19 protein-coding genes are annotated in these 20,061 nt (G+C 51.8%); 4 read left to right on the forward strand and 15 right to left on the reverse strand.

Annotated features, from left to right (window positions below):
• Positions 1-32: 32 nt before the first annotated feature.
• The 10 genes from A3848_RS01505 to A3848_RS01555 form a co-directional block, all read right to left on the reverse strand.
• The gene (locus tag A3848_RS01505) at positions 33-1,442 is read right to left on the reverse strand and encodes a nucleoside recognition domain-containing protein (RefSeq protein WP_074083175.1); all 1,410 of its coding nucleotides are present in this window, start codon (positions 1,440-1,442) and stop codon (positions 33-35) included.
• Complete coding sequence (locus A3848_RS01510) at positions 1,420-2,151, reverse strand: FeoB small GTPase domain-containing protein (protein ID WP_074083176.1); 732 nt, start codon at positions 2,149-2,151, stop codon at positions 1,420-1,422. Before A3848_RS01510 ends, A3848_RS01505 begins: the two co-directional genes overlap by 23 nt.
• Positions 2,148-2,402, reverse strand: a complete 255-nt coding sequence (locus tag A3848_RS01515; protein WP_074083177.1) for a FeoA family protein — start codon at positions 2,400-2,402, stop codon at positions 2,148-2,150. The genes A3848_RS01510 and A3848_RS01515 overlap by 4 nt, the downstream gene beginning before the upstream one ends.
• 274 nt (positions 2,403-2,676) lie before the next feature.
• Complete coding sequence (locus A3848_RS01520; RefSeq protein WP_074083178.1) at positions 2,677-3,132, reverse strand: SRPBCC domain-containing protein; 456 nt, start codon at positions 3,130-3,132, stop codon at positions 2,677-2,679.
• A gap of 101 nt (positions 3,133-3,233) precedes the next feature.
• Positions 3,234-4,190, reverse strand: coding sequence for a helix-turn-helix transcriptional regulator (locus A3848_RS01525; RefSeq protein ID WP_074083179.1), 957 nt, complete (start codon positions 4,188-4,190; stop codon positions 3,234-3,236).
• 151 nt (positions 4,191-4,341) lie between these two features.
• Positions 4,342-5,439: a GerAB/ArcD/ProY family transporter gene (locus A3848_RS01530; protein ID WP_074083180.1), complete on the reverse strand. Its 1,098-nt coding sequence runs from the start codon at positions 5,437-5,439 to the stop codon at positions 4,342-4,344.
• A gap of 253 nt (positions 5,440-5,692) precedes the next feature.
• The gene (locus tag A3848_RS01540; RefSeq protein WP_074083182.1) at positions 5,693-6,925 is read right to left on the reverse strand and encodes a Ger(x)C family spore germination protein; all 1,233 of its coding nucleotides are present in this window, start codon (positions 6,923-6,925) and stop codon (positions 5,693-5,695) included.
• Complete coding sequence (locus tag A3848_RS01545; protein ID WP_074083183.1) at positions 6,922-8,025, reverse strand: GerAB/ArcD/ProY family transporter; 1,104 nt, start codon at positions 8,023-8,025, stop codon at positions 6,922-6,924. The genes A3848_RS01540 and A3848_RS01545 overlap by 4 nt, the downstream gene beginning before the upstream one ends.
• A complete protein-coding gene (locus A3848_RS01550; RefSeq protein ID WP_074083333.1) occupies positions 8,022-9,644 on the reverse strand; it encodes a spore germination protein in 1,623 nt (540 codons plus the stop codon). The genes A3848_RS01545 and A3848_RS01550 overlap by 4 nt, the downstream gene beginning before the upstream one ends.
• Before the next feature lie 232 nt (positions 9,645-9,876).
• Positions 9,877-11,031, reverse strand: coding sequence for a phosphodiester glycosidase family protein (locus tag A3848_RS01555; protein WP_074083184.1), 1,155 nt, complete (start codon positions 11,029-11,031; stop codon positions 9,877-9,879).
• A gap of 226 nt (positions 11,032-11,257) precedes the next feature.
• Here A3848_RS01555 and A3848_RS01560 point away from each other — a divergent pair, with 226 nt between their 5' ends.
• Together A3848_RS01560 and A3848_RS01565 are read left to right on the forward strand one after the other, a co-directional pair.
• Positions 11,258-11,845 (forward strand): histidine phosphatase family protein, encoded by a 588-nt coding sequence (locus A3848_RS01560; protein ID WP_074083185.1) that lies wholly within the window; start codon positions 11,258-11,260, stop codon positions 11,843-11,845.
• A gap of 261 nt (positions 11,846-12,106) precedes the next feature.
• Positions 12,107-13,018, forward strand: coding sequence for a GGDEF domain-containing protein (locus tag A3848_RS01565; protein ID WP_074083186.1), 912 nt, complete (start codon positions 12,107-12,109; stop codon positions 13,016-13,018).
• 31 nt (positions 13,019-13,049) lie between these two features.
• On the opposite strand, the gene A3848_RS01570 is transcribed toward A3848_RS01565, so the two are convergent.
• Positions 13,050-14,306: an SLC45 family MFS transporter gene (locus A3848_RS01570; RefSeq protein ID WP_074083187.1), complete on the reverse strand. Its 1,257-nt coding sequence runs from the start codon at positions 14,304-14,306 to the stop codon at positions 13,050-13,052.
• 2 nt (positions 14,307-14,308) lie between these two features.
• Positions 14,309-15,046: a glycerophosphodiester phosphodiesterase gene (locus tag A3848_RS01575; RefSeq protein WP_074083188.1), complete on the reverse strand. Its 738-nt coding sequence runs from the start codon at positions 15,044-15,046 to the stop codon at positions 14,309-14,311.
• 680 nt (positions 15,047-15,726) lie between these two features.
• Here A3848_RS01575 and A3848_RS01580 point away from each other — a divergent pair.
• On the forward strand, positions 15,727-16,260 hold the full coding sequence (locus A3848_RS01580) for an NAD(+) diphosphatase (RefSeq protein ID WP_256702116.1): 534 nt from the start codon (positions 15,727-15,729) through the stop codon (positions 16,258-16,260).
• Here A3848_RS01580 and A3848_RS01585 read toward each other — a convergent pair whose 3' ends face one another.
• A complete protein-coding gene (locus A3848_RS01585) occupies positions 16,261-16,860 on the reverse strand; it encodes a hypothetical protein (RefSeq protein ID WP_074083189.1) in 600 nt (199 codons plus the stop codon).
• A gap of 267 nt (positions 16,861-17,127) precedes the next feature.
• Between A3848_RS01585 and A3848_RS01590 the strand changes: the two genes are divergently transcribed.
• On the forward strand, positions 17,128-17,580 hold the full coding sequence (locus tag A3848_RS01590) for a NanQ anomerase/TabA/YiaL family protein (protein ID WP_074083190.1): 453 nt from the start codon (positions 17,128-17,130) through the stop codon (positions 17,578-17,580).
• Positions 17,581-17,929: 349 nt separating this feature from the next.
• Here the strand turns inward: A3848_RS01590 and A3848_RS01595 are convergent, their stop codons facing one another.
• Both A3848_RS01595 and A3848_RS01600 read right to left on the reverse strand, forming a co-directional pair.
• A complete protein-coding gene (locus A3848_RS01595) occupies positions 17,930-18,127 on the reverse strand; it encodes a hypothetical protein (RefSeq protein WP_074083191.1) in 198 nt (65 codons plus the stop codon).
• 214 nt (positions 18,128-18,341) lie between these two features.
• A complete protein-coding gene (locus tag A3848_RS01600) occupies positions 18,342-20,030 on the reverse strand; it encodes a glycoside hydrolase family 13 protein (RefSeq protein WP_074083192.1) in 1,689 nt (562 codons plus the stop codon).
• Positions 20,031-20,061: the final 31 nt, after the last annotated feature.

The raw sequence follows: 20,061 nt of genomic DNA on the forward strand, positions 1-20,061 counted from the left end.
TTTTGCGTTTTTTACTTCTATAGTTTTCTGCATCACACCCAGCCGAACAACCGGGCGGCCTGGGCAACGGCGAAGGTTACCGCAATAGCGATTCCGAGCGGGATGACCGCAGAGAGCACGGCCCATTTCATACTGCGGGTTTCTTTATAAATATTGATTAGCGTGGTGCCGCATGGATAGTGAAGCAGAGAGAACAACATCATATTGAGCGCGGTTAGCCAAGTCCAGCCATGGCTCAGGAAAATATCCTTGATGCCGCTGAGGCCATCGATATCGACCATCGCGCCTGAGGACATATATCCCATAAGCAGGATCGGCAGCACGATTTCATTGGCTGGAAGTCCAAGGATGAACGCCATAATAATGAAGCCATCCAGACCCAGCAAATTCGCAAAAGGATCAAAAAAAGCAGCCATGTGGTTAAGTACACTGTCTCCTCCGACCATCAGATTGCCCAGAATCCAGGTGACGATTCCCGCCGGTGCAGCGACGACGATTGCCCGGGCTAGCACGTTCAGGGATTTTTCTTTGGAGGAGATCAATATGGTTTTCCAAATTTGCGGACGGCGGTATGGCGGAAGCTCCAGTGTGTAGTGAGTGGGTACTCCGCGCAGCGCAGTCTTTGACATGACCCAGGAGACGCTCAAGGTAACAATGATTCCAACCAGGACAATGCCCATTAACACCAGTGCAGTTGATAATGTGTGCAGTGCGCCTGCTGCAGCGCCTCCGACCATGAACAGAGAAGAGAGCATAATCAGTGTCGGCCAGCGTCCGTTGCAGGGCACGAAGTTATTGGTCAGGATGGCCAGCATCCGTTCCCGGGGGGACTCGATAATGCGGGTGGAGAGAATGGCAGCAGCATTGCAGCCAAAGCCCATCGACATGGTCAGGGCCTGTTTGCCGTGGCCGCCGGATTTTTTGAACAGCCGGTCCATATTGAATGCCACGCGCGGAAGATAGCCGAAATTCTCCAGCAGGGCAAACACCGGGAAGAAAATCATCATGGGCGGCAGCATGACACTGATCACCCAGGAGGTTCCGCGGTATAGTCCAAGCACGAGAACGCCATGCAGCCAGGCCGGTGCGTTCAACGCCTCAAAACCTGCCGTCAGATAGCCTTCAATCCAGCCGAAAAAGGAAGCGAGCCATCCTGAAGGATAGTTGGCACCTGCAATTGTAATCCAGAACACGAGGCCGAGGGCGGCGAGCATAATAGGGAAACCCCAGATTTTGGAGGTGACGATCTGATCCAGCTTATAGGTGCTGGCGAGTTTCTGCTGGTCCTTGTAGGTCACAGAGTCACGGCAAATACCGGCCGACACCCCGTAGATTCCACTGACAATTTCGTCGCGGATGGCCCCTTTGTCAGCCAGCTTCTTCGCGAAGGGCAGCAGGGAATCCATGGCGTCCGTTCCCTTAATGACATGCGGTGACTCCATGACCCACAACCTCCTTTGCTGCAGAAATATTTGTGCGCCCCATATGGGCCTTAAGCGAAGTGATCAGGCTGTCATCACCGTCTAACAGCCGGAGGGCAATCCAGCGCGCCGGATATCTTGTGCCAATGGCCTGTTCGACCATGGGGATCAGCTCAGCGATGCCCTGTTCAATTTCGTCACTATAGCTGATGCGAAGCGGCTGTGCCGTAAAAGCGCCAGTGGCGACACGCTCGATCTGATCCAGAAGAGCATCAATGCCGATTTTGCTCCTGGCGGAGATGGCCACAACCGGAACCCCAAGCTGCTTCGAGATCGCCTTCACATTGATGACGATACCCAGTCTGCGGGCTTCATCGATCAGGTTGATGCAGATCACGGCCCGCCCGGTAATCTCCAGCACCTGCAGCGCGAGGTTGAGATTGCGTTCAAGCGAAGTGGCGTCCAGAACTACGAGCGTTACATCCGGTTCCTCGAAAATGATGTAATCCCTGGCCGCCTCTTCGTCGGCGGAATTGGAGTACAGCGAATAGGTGCCCGGAAGATCGACTGCGCGGTAAGTGTGGTTTTTGTGGGTGAATTCGCCTTCGGCCGTAATGACGGTTTTGCCCGCCCAGTTGCCGGTGTGCTGACGCAGTCCGGTCAGAAGATTGAAAAGCGTGCTTTTTCCCGTATTGGGGTTACCCGCAAAAGCTACAGTAAACGGATTCATTCGCCTCCACCTCCAATCAAAGTTCCGTAGATTAATTCACTTTCTTCGCGCCGCAGCGCAATCGTTGTATTACTCAAGCGGAATGCCGTAGGGTCGCCCAGAGGGCTGCGCCGCAGCACTTCTACCGTGTTGCCGACGACAAATCCGAGATCTAGCAGCCTTCTCCGCAGCACCCCCTGCACTTCGATGCCGCTAATCACGAGTTTGCTGCCATTCACCGCTTTAGACAATGGAATAAGTGCTCCAGCCATAAATTCCCCTTCCTTCATATAGAAATTAGTACATATTGTGCACTAGGGATAGATTCTTGTAGTGTGCCACAATAGTAGTATACGTAAATAAATTTGTCCCTGCAACAAAAAAGTTTCCCTAGGGAAAAATAAATAATACATAATTACATTTCTTTTGATTCAGCCGCCGAAACGGGAAACAGCCGAATCTAAGGTAGAAAACCTTGATTCGGCTGCCGGGGTGAAGTTGTCCATATGCATCGTTCGGAAAGTGAGAGGTTAGTTCGGGATGCTACTAAAAGCTGCCAAAATCCAGAGTGTGGCCGGTCTCGGCCAGGGTTTTGATATTGCTCAGAATATGCCACCACGCGCTGTCGCTGGCTGCATAAGAAGGGTCGTCCGGATGCCATTCATCGTGAATTAATGTCAGCCGGGTGCAGCCGCCTACCGCTTCCAGCTGCCAGGAGATACGGGATTCGTAGTTTTCCCGGTCCTTGAGATAGGAGGGGCCAACCTTGTGAGTGAAGCTTAAGGTCTTCTCCGGGACGTATTCCAGCACCGTTCCGTATACATGTACTGTCTCGTCACCCCCGTCTCCGGGACCCACGTATTCCAGCAGTTCTCCTGGCTTGAAGCTGGAGCGGATTACGCTGCCGTAATAGATTTGCTTGACCTGCCCCGGCGAAACCAGTGTGTCCCACACCTGAGCCGGGGTGCCGGCAATATAAAATTCATATTTCAATTCGTTCATTTCAATTGTTCCTCCTTGAAAGGATATTTTTAAACCCTAGTCCTGTCTCTACTATACATAAGGATCACTGACAGATATGGTCAGTGATCCTAAGAAAGACATTATGCAGAATAATATGCCGCAAGATCCGCGGTCACCGCGGCGAGCTTCTGCTTCAGAGCTGCAGGCTCAAGGATGGTTAGCGCTTTGCCATAAGGCAGCAGAAAGTAAGGAGCGTAGCTGTACAGGGTGGCTTCATCCAGCAGGAATTTCGCTGTATCTGCACTGCGCTGCTCCAGCGTATGACCGAACAGCCAATGGCTGCAAAGATCATTTAGTACCCCTTCTGCGGCTGTTATGACAACTGCAGTCAGTTTTGCCGGATCGTTATATCCGGGCAGAAGGCTCTGAAGCAGGAACTCACGCGCCGAGAAGCTGGCGGGGCGCAGAAAGGTTTCCCCCGTCCTCCGCAGGCCCGTGATCCGGTCTACCCGGAAGCTGCGGATTTCCTGACGCTTATGGCAGAAGCCGGTCAGGTACCATTGGCCTTTCCACAGCACCAGTCCGTAGGGATCAATACTGCGGGAGGAAGGGGGAGACCCGTTGCCCTTGCGGTAATCCATCTCCAGCATCAGCCTGTCCGCTGTACAAATCTCAAGCTCTTCCAGCAGCTGCGCAAGCGGAGCTGCCGGTGAATGGAGTGTCTCCAGACCGCTCTCGTGGCGCTCCATGTGCGACAGCTGTTCGGCATTGCTGTAACGCTTAAGCTTGGCAATCGCTCCATCCAGCGCCTGCTCATAAGGATATCCGCTTCCCCGTGCGAAGGATGAGGCCTGGACAAGCGCCCGCCGTTCCCCGGCGTCGAAGAACAGCGGAGCTGAGCTGAAGTGCTCCGGGAGACTATAACCGCCTCCCGGACCGGCATCTGCGATTACGGGGACACCGCTGGCGCAGAGGGCGTCAATATAGCGGTAGACCGAGCGGACACTCAGCTCCAGCTCTTCGGCCAGCTCTGCAGCAGTTCTCTTGCGCTGCTGCAGCATCCATAGAATGGACAACATGTAATCGGCTTTGGACATGAGTCCGGAACCTCCTTGTACATTGGCTTATTCATTATAGCCAGTGTACCTGTAGAACAGCCCGCCGTCCAACTGGCACAATGACCTACCGGATAATGATCTGATACAGGACCGGACGAATCACTACCAGTGTCTGCACTGCTGCGACATTCTAAGATGAAGAACGCGCAAATCTGCTGCGCAGCAGGATGGAAAGGGCCAGCAGCAGAGGGATTGCCACCTGGAACACTGGATCGATCCTCAGACTTGGTCCCAGGCCGATAGCAATGTGCTGCGTGTAGTCCCTCTCCAGGAAAGAAGCGCCATAAATAACCGCGCCTACGGGGAATACCCACCATTTAGCCGGTTTTCCGGTCAGCTCCGCTACTGCCTTCACAGAACAGAAGAAGAACAGCATCATCTTGATCAGCAGGCCAACGAAGAGCTGGACGGTAACCAGAATATCGAGGCGTTCGATGAATTTCAGACTGGACAAGGTGCGTACCGATTTTAAAAAGGGAAGCTGGCTGATTCCTGCGACCGTGGGCCCGAGGACAGCTACATTCAGTGCGTTCATGAAAATCAGGAATATACTGATCAGGAGATAGGCCACCACAGTGTTTTTTACGGGAACCCCCGGCTTGTCCCATAAGGACCATAGCATCAGGAATACAATCATCTGCCCGAAGGGGAAGGAGACAATGTCCGGCAGTGCGGCGTCAGCAATCGGCTTAAATCCGTTCTCGAAGACCGGGCCTAGACGGTTGAAATCCAGGGAACCCATGATCCCGAACAACAGAACAAGCAAGGCATAGAAGAACAGCACCATCGGCAGCAGGACCTCCGGCAGGCGGAAGACAACCTCGGCCCCTTTCCAAATAGCGTAAATGGAAATCCCGACAAAAATCAGCATCGTAATGGACATCGGTGATCTTGGCAGCATGGTAAGCGCCGTCAGTTCCCCCAGGTCACGGACATTGCGCATCGACTGGTAAGCGAAATACAGGCTGTAAATTCCGCCAATCACAGAACCTGCGTAACGTCCGAAATGGATCTTAAGCATGCCGATAAGGTCTGTGCCCAGCGAACTTTGCTGAATCCACATCAGAAGCATAAGCAGAATAAAGCCGGCCATCGAGCCGGTACACATAGCGAGCCAGGAGTCCTGCTTGGCCTTGCCGCCAAGCAGAAACAGTGGCGTGCTGCCGATCTCAAACAGCATGATCATGAACGAGATTTGCAGGGCAGACACCTGTTCCTTTTTTTGCATGACGGAATCAACCTCCTAACCATTTGATCATTGCTCTGCCCGCCGGCTGAAAGAAAGCTATATACAGGCTAGACACACTTAGATGCGGAGTTCTGGTAAAGCCGCTAATATTAACATAGGCACAGTAAATCAATATACAGCCGTACCACAGCCTATTCAGCTTACGCCTCTTTCCCTTCAGCATGGTGCATCCCCGCCAGAACACGAGGACATAGAGCCCCAGAATTACAGCTATATTCATAGATATGCTCCTTTATTTCTCGTGAACAGATTCGAAGGATTTATTGCTGAGCCCTGTCCGCTCAATTTTCATCGAAACATGGGGCCGGATTTCAATCTCCTGGAACGTGCTGTCCCAGTTCTTGGCCTTCTTGATCTGCTTGAAGCGTTTGCGGTCACTTCGGTGTATTCTGACCGCGAAGCCTGTAACATCGGCCCCCAGCGTTCTGATCTCCTTCCAGGAATTGTTCACCAGCTCCAGCACCTGCTGTTCAATAGAATGTTCCATTTCTGTAATCGAAGTTCGATCGTTCAAATCCATAACGCTGCCAACTTCGGATAATACACCGCTCCCTTTGATATCTATATCTATCACGTAATGGTCCTGCTCCCACTTGGGATGGACGATGGTTTTGGATTTTTGGAGGATATAAGAGGCATCCGGCTTGTCGCCGGATTTGGGCTTCGAAGAGAAGGCTATGGTCGCTGTCTTAATCTTGTCTGTCATGAAGGACAAGCCGAATGCTTGCTTTTGACTTAACCAGCCCATCAGCTGATCTCCCTTCAGCACACCCAGCCTCCCCAGGGCCAGCCGGGTCTTGAGATCAGTACGTCCGGTTTCTGTCGTTTCGTCCATAATCTCCGTCCCGGTAAGCAGGATCTCCGGAAGGACAGCGCTGCCTGATTCGGAGGATAAGGCCATTGCCAGTTCGAACATCTGTACGCCTGGGTAATAGGAGATCAGCCGGGATTCCTGTTCGATCATCAGCTGGACGCCAGCCCCCTGGTTTTTGGACAACTGCATGAGCTGATCCAGAATATTGCCGGCTTCTCCCTTGGTAATAAATACATAGACGGTTTCCCGGGCATCCTGCTTGCGCAGGAACATATCAATTAATTGGTTAATACCATGTTTGGCGACACTTTCTCCCAGCACGGTAATCCGTGAATGGGAGAAGAACATTTCACGTGTGCTTGTCAGGTTGGTTTTTTCAATCGCTTCCATAATCGTCCTTCCCTTGACTGTAAAAGTCACAAACGGAGGCGAGCTGGTGCTTCCGCCTGTACTGCCCCCCATACCGCTGGATCCTGACGAGGGGTTGATGACCTGGTAGGTGGCCTTCCACTGGTTATTCTCCCAGTCATATGCAGACCCGGATGTAATGCCAAGCTCACTCAGTTCCCGGGCATCCCAGCAGCCGGTCAGCAGAGTGGATAAGAGGGGAAGGCACAGGAGGGGAATGAGAATTTTTTTGTGAATATTCAAGTTTCCCATCCTTTCTGTTTAGGTTTGCCCTTCTTGAACCGGTCCAGTCCAATCGCCCCCAAAGGAACGAGTACATTGAAGAGGAAGAAGACGAGAAATCGTCCTTCCTTGTTATAGAGGTTTAATTTCTCTGTGCTCTGCCAGGTATACAGACACTCGAGCAGGATGAGCAGACCCAGGGCACCGATGAACGGCCGGCTGCTGCCTACCCTGAAGGTTTGCTTAAAGCACTCTACGGTAGCAAACAGGAAGATTGAAAACTTCAGGTAAATGGACATCACCCAGTAGGAAATAAAAAGAATATCGAGCTTCTCGATAAATCTTCCGAGATGTACAATACTGGCTGCTGTGAATCCGGGATAAGTACTGAGTTTGATAAAATCAGGGCCAAAGACCATGAGCGTTGTAATCAAAGAAAACATCATGATTAAGGCAACAACAATCAGGCCACTCCAGCCTATGATCCGGGCCCGCTTCGGATCTTTCAGATATGGTGCCAGGAACAGCAGCACCGCAACCTCGGACATCCATGTGGTTGGAGTAATACTGGCGAGCGTCAGCTCGGCCAGAGAATGATCAAACATGGGTAACAACTGGTGCACATTCATTTCATTGGACAGTCCGAACAGATACAGCGGCACGAAAAATACAAAGAGCAATATCACAAGACTGTTTACCCGTGCAATGGCCTCCAGTCCTTGTCTTACCATATAGATAGTAATGAGCAGGATCAGTGTGCACAATATCGAAATTGGCGTATTGACCAGCACGTTGTCCTTCAGGAAATTGACGAATTCACGCAGTATGGTCGAGGTATTATCCAGGTAAAACTGCAGCATCAAGAGGCCAAGGACCGTACCGATAACAGGCGAGCTTTTCTCGCCGACCCATGTGAGAAATGGAGCGCCGTTGATGCGGCTGACGGTACTGCCGACCAGGGCTGCGATAAGGAGACCGAAGAAAGTGGACAGCAAAATGGCCAGCGGCGCATCCTGTTCCGCATAGTTACTGATGATCACAGGCAGTACGACGGTGGCTGTTGGCAGAATTGTATTGACAATCAGCATGGCTGCCTGAGTAGTGCCGACTTTTCCATTCATGCGGGGTCCTCCCCTTGTGGTTTGGGCTGCCCGGACTCTTGGCTATTCTTGCCTTCCGCCGGCTTAGGCTTCTGATCCGGGCCTTGTCTGCGTGTTTCCTTGCCAAGGTTGGTCTTGGGGCGCATCGTCATGCTCCAGAGAGGAACACGGATTAAGATATCCTTAAGATAACGAGGAACCATCGGTGCAACTGGTGACAGGTACGGCACACCAAACGAGCGTAATCCGGCCATGTGAATCAGCAGTACCATCAGAAAGGACATGATGCCAAAGAGTCCCAGTGTCGCGGCGATAAACATCATCACAAAACGGATGAGCCGGATGGAGTTAGCGATGGCCAGTGAAGGAATCACAAAGTTGGAGATCGCCGTAAAAGAAACCACAATAACCATAGCGGCGGAGACGAGTCCGGCCTGAACGGCAGCCTGCCCCAGCACCAGTGCGCCGACAATGGATATCGCCGGGCCGATGGTGCGCGGCATGCGTACCCCGGCTTCGCGCAGCACATCGAAGGTCAGCTCCATAAGCAGCGCCTCCGCCAGCGCCGGCAGCGGGACCCCTTCCCGCTGGGCGGCGAGGCTGACCAGCAGGGTGGTCGGAAGCATTTCCTGATGAAAGGTGGTAACGGCAATATAGAGTGCTGGCAGCAGCATGGATACAAAAAAAGCCCCATAGCGGATCAGCCGCAGAAAGGAAGAAATATCATAACGCTGATAGTAGTCCTCACTGGACTGGAAAAAGTTGAAAAACGTAGATGGTGCAAGAAGTGCAAAAGGTGTGCCGTCAATGATGATTCCGATTTGCCCTTCCAGAATGCCTCCGGCCATCGCGTCCGGACGCTCCGTGTTCTGGATGGTCGGAAAGGGTGTCAGGCCGCCGTCCTGGATGAACTCTTCAATATAGTTGCTCTCCAGAATGCTGTCTGTATGGATTGCATTCAGGCGGCGGCGGACTTCTTTCAGCACCTGCTCACTTGCGATGCCATCCAGATAGACCAGAGCTACTCCGGTCTGGGTGCGCTGGCCGATTTTATACTCTTCGATACGCAGATCAGAGGTTTTGAGTCTGCGCCGCAGCATGGAGGTGCCTGTCCGCAGGCTTTCGGTGAAGCCCTCCTTGGGACCACGGATGACGCCCTGCGAGGTCGGCTCATTGACGCTGCGTTTCTCCCAGCCCGAAGTATCGGCGGCCAGTGCCATCTGGAGTCCATCGAACAGAATTAGAGTATAGCCATCGAAGAGCATGGACAGGAGCGCTTCCAGCGTTTTACCTTCTTTGACGCCCCCAATGGGCAGGATTTGATCCTTGATCATCCTGAAGGCATCTGTGGCGGTGATGGATTCGCTCTTTAGTGTGACCGTTTCCAGCAAGGGCTGAAGCACAGTCTGATTGACCACGTCGGCGTTAACCAGGCCGTCAATATATACAAAAGCCAGCGCTAGTGAGCTTAAAGACTCGTTGGTGAATCTGCGGAAGACGACATCCGAGCTTTGGCCGATCCGCTTGCCAAGCTCCTGCAAGTTCACCTCGAGTGAAGGATCAAGAGGAAGCGGGGCAGGCACGGAGTTCTCTGAGGGAACACTGGCATTCTTGCGGGCCGGCTTCTGTTTGTTTGCCATCATAACACCTCGGTTCTGCTGGAATCTGGATTCTTTGGCGTTATTATCCCCGGTCTTCAATTCCTTATTCTGCCTGCATGAGAGAATGGTCTCTAAGGCTTGCATACAACAAAAGCTCCGTCCATAGCCGAAATGGCTGTGAACGGAGCTTTTGTCTGAAGATATTGGCAAAGCCGGTTGCCTGGAGGTTTGTGGGATGAAAAGAACTACGAATCCGGATTACCGGCAGCCATTATCTGGTTTTGACCACCAGCGCATTGCTGATCAGCCGTCCTGGGGTAGTCAAATATTTGCCGCCATAATATAGGCCGCTGGAGGCGCCGCCATCCAGATTCATCGCCTGGTATGCCCCAGCCTGCTTCATGATATGGGCCAGCTGGGGGATGGTTGCCCCGCCGGAGGTCAGCAGAATCAGCTTATGGTCTTTGGTCAGTCCCAGTGCGCTGCGGGAGCCGCCGCCCGTTAATATTTTTGGATCCCGGAAGCCTTCCCCGGCCACATTCAGGGCCACTTTGCCATCTATAAGCAACCTTGGACCGGCCTGGATCGCACCTGTAACAGCTCCGGAATTAAAGTGATCCATGAATTCGCTGCCCGGGATCAGCTCTGCCAGAAGGTTGTTGTCATAAGCGAATACGGTCCGCTTGTCTGCCGGGCTGTTCTTGAGCATTTTCCCGCCGCTGATAATATATCCATAAGGAACTTTGTAGGCCCCGTCTGTATAGGCATTAAAATACGTGCCGTTAATAGCGGCAACTGCTCCGCTGCGCTTGGCAATGCTGCCTAGCGCTTCTGTTCTGCCTATGGTGTTGCCCGCAAGGACAACATCGAGTTTGAGAGCAGGATGCAGCAGGGACACGGTTACCATTTGTACGGTAAAGGATCTCCCGCCTACCTTGTAAGTGTGTTTAGAACTTACAACTGCCGGAGAGCCTGCTGAAATCAGCGCGCCGGATAATACAGGCAGCGTGGCAGTGTCATCGCCTGCAGCTAATGTAAGGGAAGCGGCGGTTTTGCTCCACGCCAGCTGAATACCCAGGGTTTGGCTGATGAGGGACAAAGGCACATAGGTTGTCCCATTACTGCTGAAAGGCCGCTCACTCAGCGTAACGGACTTGCCATTAACAGAGGCTGCTGTCTGGCCGGATGCCAGAACTACGGAGTTCCCGTCTCTAGAAACGGTAATTTGCTTCCCGGTTTGGCCGCCGACTCCTGCCTGAATACCGGCAAAACCGTTCAGGAACCGTAGCGGGATGTAGGAGTGGTTATCCTTGTCGACATAGATGGTGGTTTTGGGCGCCGCAGCAGCGGCAGCGCTGGCGGGTACAGAGGTTAGTGCAGAGAGCATGAAGATGAGAGCGAGCGATAGAACGGACAACTTTTTCATTGTAAACAGTAATCTCCTTTTGAATTATAGGGTACGGATGCTGGAATGTGGTAAACAGACCCATAATATCATATATCCGGGTAGCGGTTCCGTCAATTATTTCCACTCGCTATATTCAATGTTACCTACCATATTCTGGGGGCGCCAATATGCATCTGCCGGAGCGATGGTTTATAATCTACAGATGGCATTCGACCATTCATATTGAATAAAGGCGGTAAGTATAATGACAACTATTGGCTTGATTCGGCATGGCAGCACACTGTGGAATAAAGAAGGCCGGATTCAGGGTCATACCGATAATCCGCTCGATGAGGAAGGACTGCGCCAGGCAGCGGCCATAGCTGAGCGTCTTCGCGGAGAAGAGTGGGATTACCTCTATTCAAGCGACCTGCTCAGAGCGGTGCAGACAGCAGAGGTGATCTCGGAGCGGCTCGGTATTCCGGTCACAGGGCTGGTCCCGGGCATTCGGGAGATGAACGGCGGTCTGATTGAGGGCACTACAGAGGACGAACGAGTGGAGCGGTGGGGCAGCGGATGGAAGAGCATCGATATGGAGCTGGAGAGCGACGAGTCCGGCCAGGAGAGAGGCAGCAGGGCCATCGAAGACATTGCGGCACGGCATCCCGGCAACAAGATCCTCGTGGTCAGCCACGGTGCTATTTTGCGCAGCACGCTGAGAAGACTGGTTCCCGGACTTGATGTAACCGTATTGCTAAAGAACACCTCAATCACTCATGTCGTCAAGGACGGCAACGGTTGGACTTGTGCCTTGTACAACTGTGTTTCGCATATTGATGCTGAGCGGTCATAGTAGTTGATCCTGCGGGGGCACCCGTCCTGTCGATCCGTCCTGTCGGGGACGGATTTTTTAATGCGCCAGTCTGCAGCACAGGCTTCCAAATGATCCCATGCAGGAAGAAGTTCTTCCTGCCGATAATAAATATATCATGCATATCGCCTGCTTTATTTCAGAATGATTCATGGTGGTGTTCCGTTCATCTTCAGTGTATTATTGTACTGTAAAGCTTCAAAGTGCGAAATTATTCACATGCAAAAGGAGTGCAATTGGACCATGGAAGCCCGAAATTATATGCTGGCCGTATCCTCGGTGCTCATAGCAGCATTGTCTGTCTATAGCATGTTCTATCTGTCCCGGAAATTCAGCGGCAGAAATCAAAAAAACCGCGCAGTCCGCGCGGTCTTAATAATCTTTATTGCGGGTGCCGGAATGAGCGCCATGCACCTGCTGGGCTTGAAGTCCCTCCAGGGCGCTGGATTCGCTTCCGGTAAAGACGGATTCGTTCTTCCGCTTACACTGTATGTTCTGACGCTGACGGGAATGCTCTACCTGTTCTCCCGGCTGCGTATGCTGCTTGCTGAGCGGGAACAGCTGAAGGAACTGGCTTACCGCGATTCATTGACCAGTCTCCTGAACAAGAACGGCATGGATCACTTCTGGGATCATTGCAAACCTAATGAACAGCTCGCGGTACTGTTTCTGGATCTCAACCGTTTCAAATCCATCAACGATACGCTGGGGCATCATGTGGGCGATTTACTGCTTCAGGCGGTCGGTACCACACTGAGCCAATTCTCAAGCAAAGGCAAACGGCATATTTTCCGCATCGGCGGGGATGAATTTGTGATTATCGCCAAGCGCTGCGGCCGCAAAGAAGCGGAGCAGCTGGCGTTACGGATTCTGGAGAAGACGACCCGGAATTATAGACTGGAGAAACATGAGCTGTTTGTTTCAGCCAGCATCGGCATCACCATGAGCCATGGGAAGATCGACCGCCAGAAGCTGCTAAAAGAGGCCGATTCGGCCATGTATAATGCCAAGCAGCTCGGGAGTGGCCGCTACTCCGTGTATAAGGAAGAGAATACCAATCCTGCCAAACCGGCTGGCCAATCGGTGAGCCTGCTCCACAGCGGTGTAACCAGTCCCAATGGGCTTGATCATAAGCGAAGCTCCATGCGGGCGTAAGCTGGTGTTACCTGCCGGGTTTGTTTTCTGATTACGCTTGATTAGAGCGAACAGCGTTCACTGCTTTTACACGCCCCTTCATCATCAGCAGGCACACCAGGGCGAATGCCATACTAACGGTGGCAGCATAGAACAGGATGGAGTAATCCGTAAGATCAATCAGCAGCCCCAGCAGGGGCGGAGATGTAATGGCGGCGAGTGATGAGACCAAATAGTAGATTCCCGTCCGCGTGCCGATACTTTCTTCGTCTCCTGTAGCGACCACATAGGGGTAGGAATTGATATTGATACAAGCCCAGAACATCCCGCCTAGCAGCAGCAGACCACGCAGCAGCAGCACATTTTCCGCAAACCCCACGAGAGCAAATACCGCCATCAGTCCGCATACACCCAGAATAATGATGTTTTTCTTCCCGAACCGTCCGCCCAGCCAGCCGCTGGGAATCGCAAAGATCACAAAAGCAAGCGAAAAGAACGTGAGCGAGAACGAAGCGGCTTGCTCACTAAGCCCCAGATGATGTTTGCCATACAAGGTAAACAACGTCTCGACCCCCTGATAAGCCACGAACCAGAAAAAAATCGCCGCCAGCAGCCAGAACGTTGTCCGGTCCAGCTGTTTGGTGAGGGAGATGCGTGCTGGCCTGTCCATAGGGCCGCTTCTGCCTGTCACTTGGGAATTACGCTCAGCGCCTGGATTGGCCGCGGCATTCACTGCGGGTCCAATGACCCCATCCCGATCCTCCCGAATAAACCTCGACACGATGTACAGACACATCAGCGTGATCAGACCGGCCACCACAAATGGCAGCACAGGGCTTACATCATAGAGAAAGGACCCTGCGCCAAAAGCCAGAATGGACCCTACTCCGCCCATGAAGTTGATCAGCCCGTTGGCCTTGGTGCGCTGAGGCTCCGGCGTAATATCCGGCATCAGCGCGACGGTCGGCGAACGATACAGGCTCATGGCCAGATTCATCATCATCATGAACAGCAGGAGAGTGAACAGTCCGGTGTGGAACGGAATCAGCATGGTCAGCACGGCAGCCAGCGGCATGCCGAACATCAAATAGGGCATTCTCCGCCCGAAACGGGACGTCGTCCGGTCACTGCGGTTACCGATCCACGGCTGCAGAAACAGCGCAAAATAGTTATCGATGGTCATCATGAAGCTGATCAGGGCGACGCTATGCACATATTTCTCCAGGAAAAAAGGGACAAACGCGTTGTATAAGCTCCATGTGATGCTGATGCTGAAGAAACCGAAGCCAAGCAGCCAGACTTTTTTCACGGTCACACTCCCTTGGACGCCATCAGTCCTGCGAGGACATCGGGAACATCGGTAATAATCCCCGCGACACCGGCATCGATCAGGTACTTCATCCGCTCCGGATCATTTACAGTCCATGGATGATAGACAATTCCATGCTCCGACGCCTCCGCAACAAACTCAGGCAGTACAGCAAAGTGATAGGCATGCAGCGCATCCGCCTGCAGGGAAGCCGCATAATCCCAAGGCCGGTATAAGCCTTCTCCATACAAAATACCCGTGCGGATATCGGGTGCCAGCGACTTGCAGTACGCAAGAGAATAGTGGTTGAAGCTGGACAGCACCACGCGCTCACTCACGCCGTATTCCCGCACGGCGGCAATGACCTTTTCCTCCATGCCGGGGTAGAGGAACATGCCGTTTTTCAGCTCAATATTGAGGATTGTGTCACGTCCGTGCACCAAATCCAGCAGCTCTTCAAGAGCGGGAATACGTTCTCCTGCGAATGCAGCTCCAAACCATGAACCAGCGTCCGCCTCAAGTACTTCACTCAAAGTTTTATCCTTCACCAATCCGCTGCGGTTCGTAGTACGGCTTAGATCCTCGTCATGAATGAGGACCAGGCCTCCGTCCAAGGTCATCTGAACATCGGTTTCGATGCCGGTTGCACCCAGCTCCAGTCCCTTGCGGAAAGCCGCCATCGTATTCTCCGGGCAGACCGCGGATGCACCACGGTGTGCAAAATTAATCGTCTTGTTCATGTCGTTCAGTTCCTCCGTCTCATTAGTGTTAGTGTACTTCTGCCGCAGCAGGTGCGGGCTTCCTTATTTCATATTCCACATTACAGCATGAAACCCTGTCCCCGGGTAGCGAAAGGGCGCTGATTTGGAAATTTTAACATTGGGATGACGTTAATGGAACAGAAACAAGTAGTAAGGCTAAATTTATGAAGCTGATTTTTTGGAAAATATCATGAGAATGGAGCACTTGAACCATGCCCGAGTATCATCAGCATGCCTGCTGCCCGCGTTGTTACGGGTCAAAGGACATTTTTTGCATGGTGTGTTCTATTGGAATGGCTTAAAATAAACTTTATGTTCAATAAGCGGGAAGGGGCGGTCTCGGGATGGACAGAGAGAGATTCCACAATGAGCAGTCTGACGCGTTGTCCTAAGGAATGAAGTGGAAAAAGGTACACTAATTCAGCAACCTAGGTGTGAAAATCGGAAATAGGTGGAAAAAGTGAACCTAAATCAAGAAAAAGCGGTGGATTTGGGCAGTTTTCATCAATGTAAGTGGATACATTCCACTTAAGGGTTCTGGGTAGCTGGTTGCTAAGGGTTAAAGTGGAGAAATTCCACCTGGTTCCGCCTGTAATCATTATTCTGTGTGACGAATCTTAAGTTCGATTATGTAATCATAACAATCATAGAAAGAAGAGATGGCTGTGAAATATTGTGTGGAATGCGGAACAGAGCTGGTGATGCAGGAATGCAACGGGGAGGGAGAGGTTCCTTTTTGCGAGGCTTGCGGGGTGTTTCGGTTCCCGGTCTTTAGTACAGCAATGAGTACGGCAGTTCTAAACCGGGGGCTGGACAAAATACTGCTGATTCAGCAGTATAACCGTCCCGTCTTCATCCTGCTGGCAGGTTATGTGAACAAAGGCGAGAACGCGGAAGAAACGCTGATCCGTGAGGTGAAAGAGGAGGCAGGGTTGGACATCATCGCATATGAATATATGCGCAGCGAATATTTTGCCCCTTCCAGTACATTGATGCTCAATTTCATTAGCATTGCGGATACGGAGGATTTGAGCAGAATGAGCGCGGAGCTGGACCACGCCCAGTGGTTCCCGCTGGAGGAGGCCGCCGATGCCATATTGAAGGGCAGCCTCGCGGAGCGTTTTTTGCTGAATATCTTGGATAAGCTGACCAAGGGCCGGACCCTGGAGAGCTTCACACCGGCAGCCCGGTAGTCAAGCCGACAGAATGCCGCGGAGCATTTCATGAACCTGTTGAGCCTCAGAGAAGGCTTGGGAGTATGCGGAATCGGATTTTTTGGCCGGGGACGGTCCCGGAAGGAACGGAATGGAAAGCACCGGAGTATCCGCGCTGTCGAGATAGATTTTTAGAGTGAGTTCATTGATTTCTTCGGCAGTTTCAGTACCAGGATTGGTTTCGATTGTGCTTGAATGGGCGACTATGCCCGGAGTCCGTCTGACCGCACTGGTCGTAATGCGGCTGGTTTTGCTGACTTTGGCGAGTGTTAGTGCATTTTCTACAATTTCCGATCCCAGAATATGTTCATACAGGAACATCGCTGGTGCTGTGCCTTCTGGGCTGAAGGGATCATAGATGCCGACCGCCATATGTCTACCTTCTTCATCCAGAGCGATGATATGGGATTTATCCGGGGTGATATATTGCTCGTGAAATTTGGAATTGAAGGATGCTAAGCCATAGGCCGACATGTTCCGGGTGGACGACGGGTGAGATCGTTTGATTTGCAGCACTGCTGCTGTGAGCAGCAATGAAATACCCAATACGGCGAACATGTACATCAGGAAATAGAGCATTAGGCCGCCTCCTAAAAGTTTTGTGAGCGTTACTCCTGTGAATTCTCTTCGTGCAAAACTTACTTCGGAAGCATATGCCAAGTTTTGTGAGCGTTACTCCCGTGAATCCTCTTCGTGCAAAACTTACTTTGGAAGCGTATGCCTCCAATAGTAATAGATATGCTCAAGGGCCGTGAACAAATACATAGACTGTGCTTCTGCGGATACTATATTATTTTTCTATTCGGCAAGGTGGAACAAACTAGAGATTACAGGGGGATATCGGCGATGATTGTGGATACATTGGGACATTTGCTGGAGAATGAGGCGGCTTACGGAGAGAAGATTCAGAGAGGGCTGCAGTTCCTGCGCGATACCAACTTTGCCGGACAGGCGGCTGGACGCCATGATGTGGACGATGAAATGTTTTATTTCATTAATGAATATGAAACCAAGGATGCCGGGGAGTGCTTCTGGGAAGCGCACAGAGTGAACCTGGACCTGCATTATATTCTGGAAGGCACGGAGCGGATCGGCTACGCCGCTATCGAACACCTTGAGGTGCGGGACGATTACAGCGCAGAAAAGGATGCGATTTTCTTCACAGGTGAAGTGAAATCCACAGTAACCGCAGGACCGGGAGCGCTAGTGGTCTGCTATCCGCAGGACGGGCATATGACGGGGATTGAGGCGGGGAAACGCGAAGCGGTGCGGAAAGTGGTTTTGAAGATTAAGCTTTGATTGCTGGTACTGCACGTATAATTATTAATAGCACAATCTGAGGAGCCGGTAGGCCGATGTCATTAAGATAAGCTCAAAGATAAGACTCGCCATAAAATGGAATCCAAAACGGCATGGGGAAAAGCCCTGTGCCGTTTGTTTTTTGTGCAAACAAGGAAAAAAGCGTACAACAAACAAAGCGATAAAATATCCGCTTATGTTTTTTCGAATCAGTGCTTCGACATCGGGCGGGGGTTCATCGTCCCGTGAGCGCAGGAAATGTCTACAAACATGAACGGCAACCGTGAAGTTGACTTGGTAAGGGTGGCGTTTATCCGTTTGGGAAATGACTACGTGCGAGGTCGTCATTTCAGCGAAATTGTACAGGATCATTTTTGCGAATATCTCTTGGGTGAGAAATCAGGAGGTGCATAACCGTTTCAAAGGGCAGCTTTTTCTTTCGGGTAAAATCGTTTTCTGGGTTTTTAACAAAAGGTGCGGGTTCGGTTGACATTTCTCGTATGAGGGATGTCAGCGTTTCTTTTAGCGCATTCGCGTACTCATTCATTGGCGTACCTTCTCGTTGTTTCAAGGGGCTTCGCCACACATTTTTATTTGCTTTTCAAGTCTTATTCTTCTTTTTTGTGCAAAAAAAGAGCGGGCTATCTTTTCGATAACCTGCTCTTTTTCATGATTTTTGGCTCTACGCTTTAACTTTTAATGACATTGAGCAGGAGGCTCCTTCTTTTTTGCACGGAATTAGAACCATACGTGCAAAAGCACTATCTCAGCCTATACACCCTGGCCTCGTAAGGGCGCAGCGTTAGAGAACGGATATCCTCCTCCGGCTGTACTCCGTAGTTGGCGATAACCAGTGTCTTCTCCTCAAAGATCACACAGGCAGGAAGCTCGAAGGCGGCAGGCCGGCCGAAGAAGTTCAGCATGACGAGCAGCCGCTCTTCTCCAAGTGTCCGGAGATAGGCATATACCTGCTCATGCTCCTCGGCCAGGATCGCATAATCCCCGTACACAAATATGTCATGGCTTTTCCGCAGCTCAATCAGCTTTTTATAGTAATGGAAAATCGAATCGGGGTCAGCCAGAGCCTGCTCGGCGTTAATTTCCGTATAGTTTGGATTCACGGCCAGCCAAGGTGTGCCGGTGGTGAATCCGGCCTGCGGTTCAGCGCTCCACTGCATCGGGGTACGCCCATTGTCGCGGCCTTTGACATAAATGGAGTTCATAATTTCTTCCTCCGCATGCCCCGCAGCCCGGTATTCCTTATACATATTCAGGATTTCAATATCCTTATAGTCGCTGATAGAGTCGAATTTGACGTTGGTCATGCCGATTTCTTCGCCCTGGTAGATGTAAGGCGTGCCTTGGAGTGTGTGCAGCAGCGTAGCCAGCATTTTGGCCGACTCCTTCGGATAGTGCTTATCATCTCCGAAGCGGGACAGCATGCGCGGCTGGTCATGATTGTTCAGGTAAAGGCTATTCCAGCCCTTGCCATGCAGCGCGGTTTGCCATTTGGAGAAGATAGACTTGATGTCCGCCAGCTTCCATGGCTGCACATCCCATTTGCCACCCGGCCCGGAATCAACCTCCATCAGTTCGAAGTGGAACAGCATATGAAGCTCATTCCGGTCTTCGCCGACATATAGCGCCGCTTCCTCGGGGGTGACGCCGATGGCTTCACCGACAGTCATGATGTCGTATTTGGATAGGACCTCCCGGTTCATTTCCTGGATGTATTCATGCACGCTCGGACCGTTTACGAAATATTCACCGCCAAAATGATAGGTCCGTTCGCCGTCCTCCTGGTCTTTCACCACATTGGGAAGCTCTGGAACCTTGGAGATCAGGTTGATTACGTCCATACGGAACCCGTCGATGCCTTTATCGAGCCACCAGGTCATCATATCGTAGATTTCCTGCCGCAGCTTCGGATTGTCCCAATTCAGGTCTGGCTGCTTCCGGGAGAACAGGTGCAGGAAATATTCGCCGGTCTGCGCATCATATTCCCAGGCCGGGCCGCTGAAGAAGGAGCCCCAATTGTTAGGCTCATGCCCGTCCTTGCCCGCGCGCCAGATGTAATAGTCCCGGTAAGGGCTGTCCGGGGATTGGCGTGATTCAGCGAACCAGGCATGCTCATCCGAGGAATGGTTGACCACCAGATCCATAATCAGCTTCATACCGCGGGCATGAAGCCCGGCAAGCAGCTCCTCCCAGTCAGCGAGTGTGCCGAATTCATTCATAATACTCTGATAATTGCTGATATCATAGCCGTTATCGTCATTGGGTGACTGGTATACCGGACACAGCCAGACCACGTTGATGCCTAGTAGCTCCAAATAATCAAGCCGGGATATTATCCCTTGAAGATCACCGATGCCGTCTCCATTGCTGTCTTGAAAGCTGCGGGGGTAAATTTGGTAGACTACACTTTCTTTCCACCATTGCTTGTTCATGGTTCTGCACTCCTGTCTCTATATGAACTTG

Source organism: Paenibacillus sp. P32E (assembly GCF_001909085.1).
In the GTDB taxonomy this organism is placed as follows: Bacteria; Bacillota; Bacilli; order Paenibacillales; family Paenibacillaceae; genus Paenibacillus_AQ; species Paenibacillus_AQ helianthi.

Bases quoted from the DNA above. Each gene is read 5' to 3' on its own strand.
- A3848_RS01545 (WP_074083183.1), bottom strand. From the start codon at position 8,025: ATGAATGGAAAAGTCGGCACTACTCAGGCAGCCATGCTGATTGTCAAT.
- A3848_RS01580 (WP_256702116.1), top strand. From the start codon at position 15,727: ATGGCTGTGAAATATTGTGTGGAATGCGGAACAGAGCTGGTGATGCAG.
- A3848_RS01600 (WP_074083192.1), bottom strand. From the start codon at position 20,030: ATGAACAAGCAATGGTGGAAAGAAAGTGTAGTCTACCAAATTTACCCC.
- A3848_RS01590 (WP_074083190.1), top strand. From the start codon at position 17,128: ATGATTGTGGATACATTGGGACATTTGCTGGAGAATGAGGCGGCTTAC.
- A3848_RS01555 (WP_074083184.1), bottom strand. From the start codon at position 11,031: ATGAAAAAGTTGTCCGTTCTATCGCTCGCTCTCATCTTCATGCTCTCT.
- A3848_RS01585 (WP_074083189.1), bottom strand. From the start codon at position 16,860: ATGCTCTATTTCCTGATGTACATGTTCGCCGTATTGGGTATTTCATTG.
- A3848_RS01505 (WP_074083175.1), bottom strand. From the start codon at position 1,442: ATGGAGTCACCGCATGTCATTAAGGGAACGGACGCCATGGATTCCCTG.
- A3848_RS01515 (WP_074083177.1), bottom strand. From the start codon at position 2,402: ATGGCTGGAGCACTTATTCCATTGTCTAAAGCGGTGAATGGCAGCAAA.
- A3848_RS01520 (WP_074083178.1), bottom strand. From the start codon at position 3,132: ATGAACGAATTGAAATATGAATTTTATATTGCCGGCACCCCGGCTCAG.
- A3848_RS01565 (WP_074083186.1), top strand. From the start codon at position 12,107: ATGGAAGCCCGAAATTATATGCTGGCCGTATCCTCGGTGCTCATAGCA.
- A3848_RS01560 (WP_074083185.1), top strand. From the start codon at position 11,258: ATGACAACTATTGGCTTGATTCGGCATGGCAGCACACTGTGGAATAAA.
- A3848_RS01575 (WP_074083188.1), bottom strand. From the start codon at position 15,046: ATGAACAAGACGATTAATTTTGCACACCGTGGTGCATCCGCGGTCTGC.
- A3848_RS01510 (WP_074083176.1), bottom strand. From the start codon at position 2,151: ATGAATCCGTTTACTGTAGCTTTTGCGGGTAACCCCAATACGGGAAAA.
- A3848_RS01525 (WP_074083179.1), bottom strand. From the start codon at position 4,190: ATGTCCAAAGCCGATTACATGTTGTCCATTCTATGGATGCTGCAGCAG.
- A3848_RS01530 (WP_074083180.1), bottom strand. From the start codon at position 5,439: ATGCAAAAAAAGGAACAGGTGTCTGCCCTGCAAATCTCGTTCATGATC.
- A3848_RS01550 (WP_074083333.1), bottom strand. From the start codon at position 9,644: ATGGCAAACAAACAGAAGCCGGCCCGCAAGAATGCCAGTGTTCCCTCA.
- A3848_RS01595 (WP_074083191.1), bottom strand. From the start codon at position 18,127: ATGAATGAGTACGCGAATGCGCTAAAAGAAACGCTGACATCCCTCATA.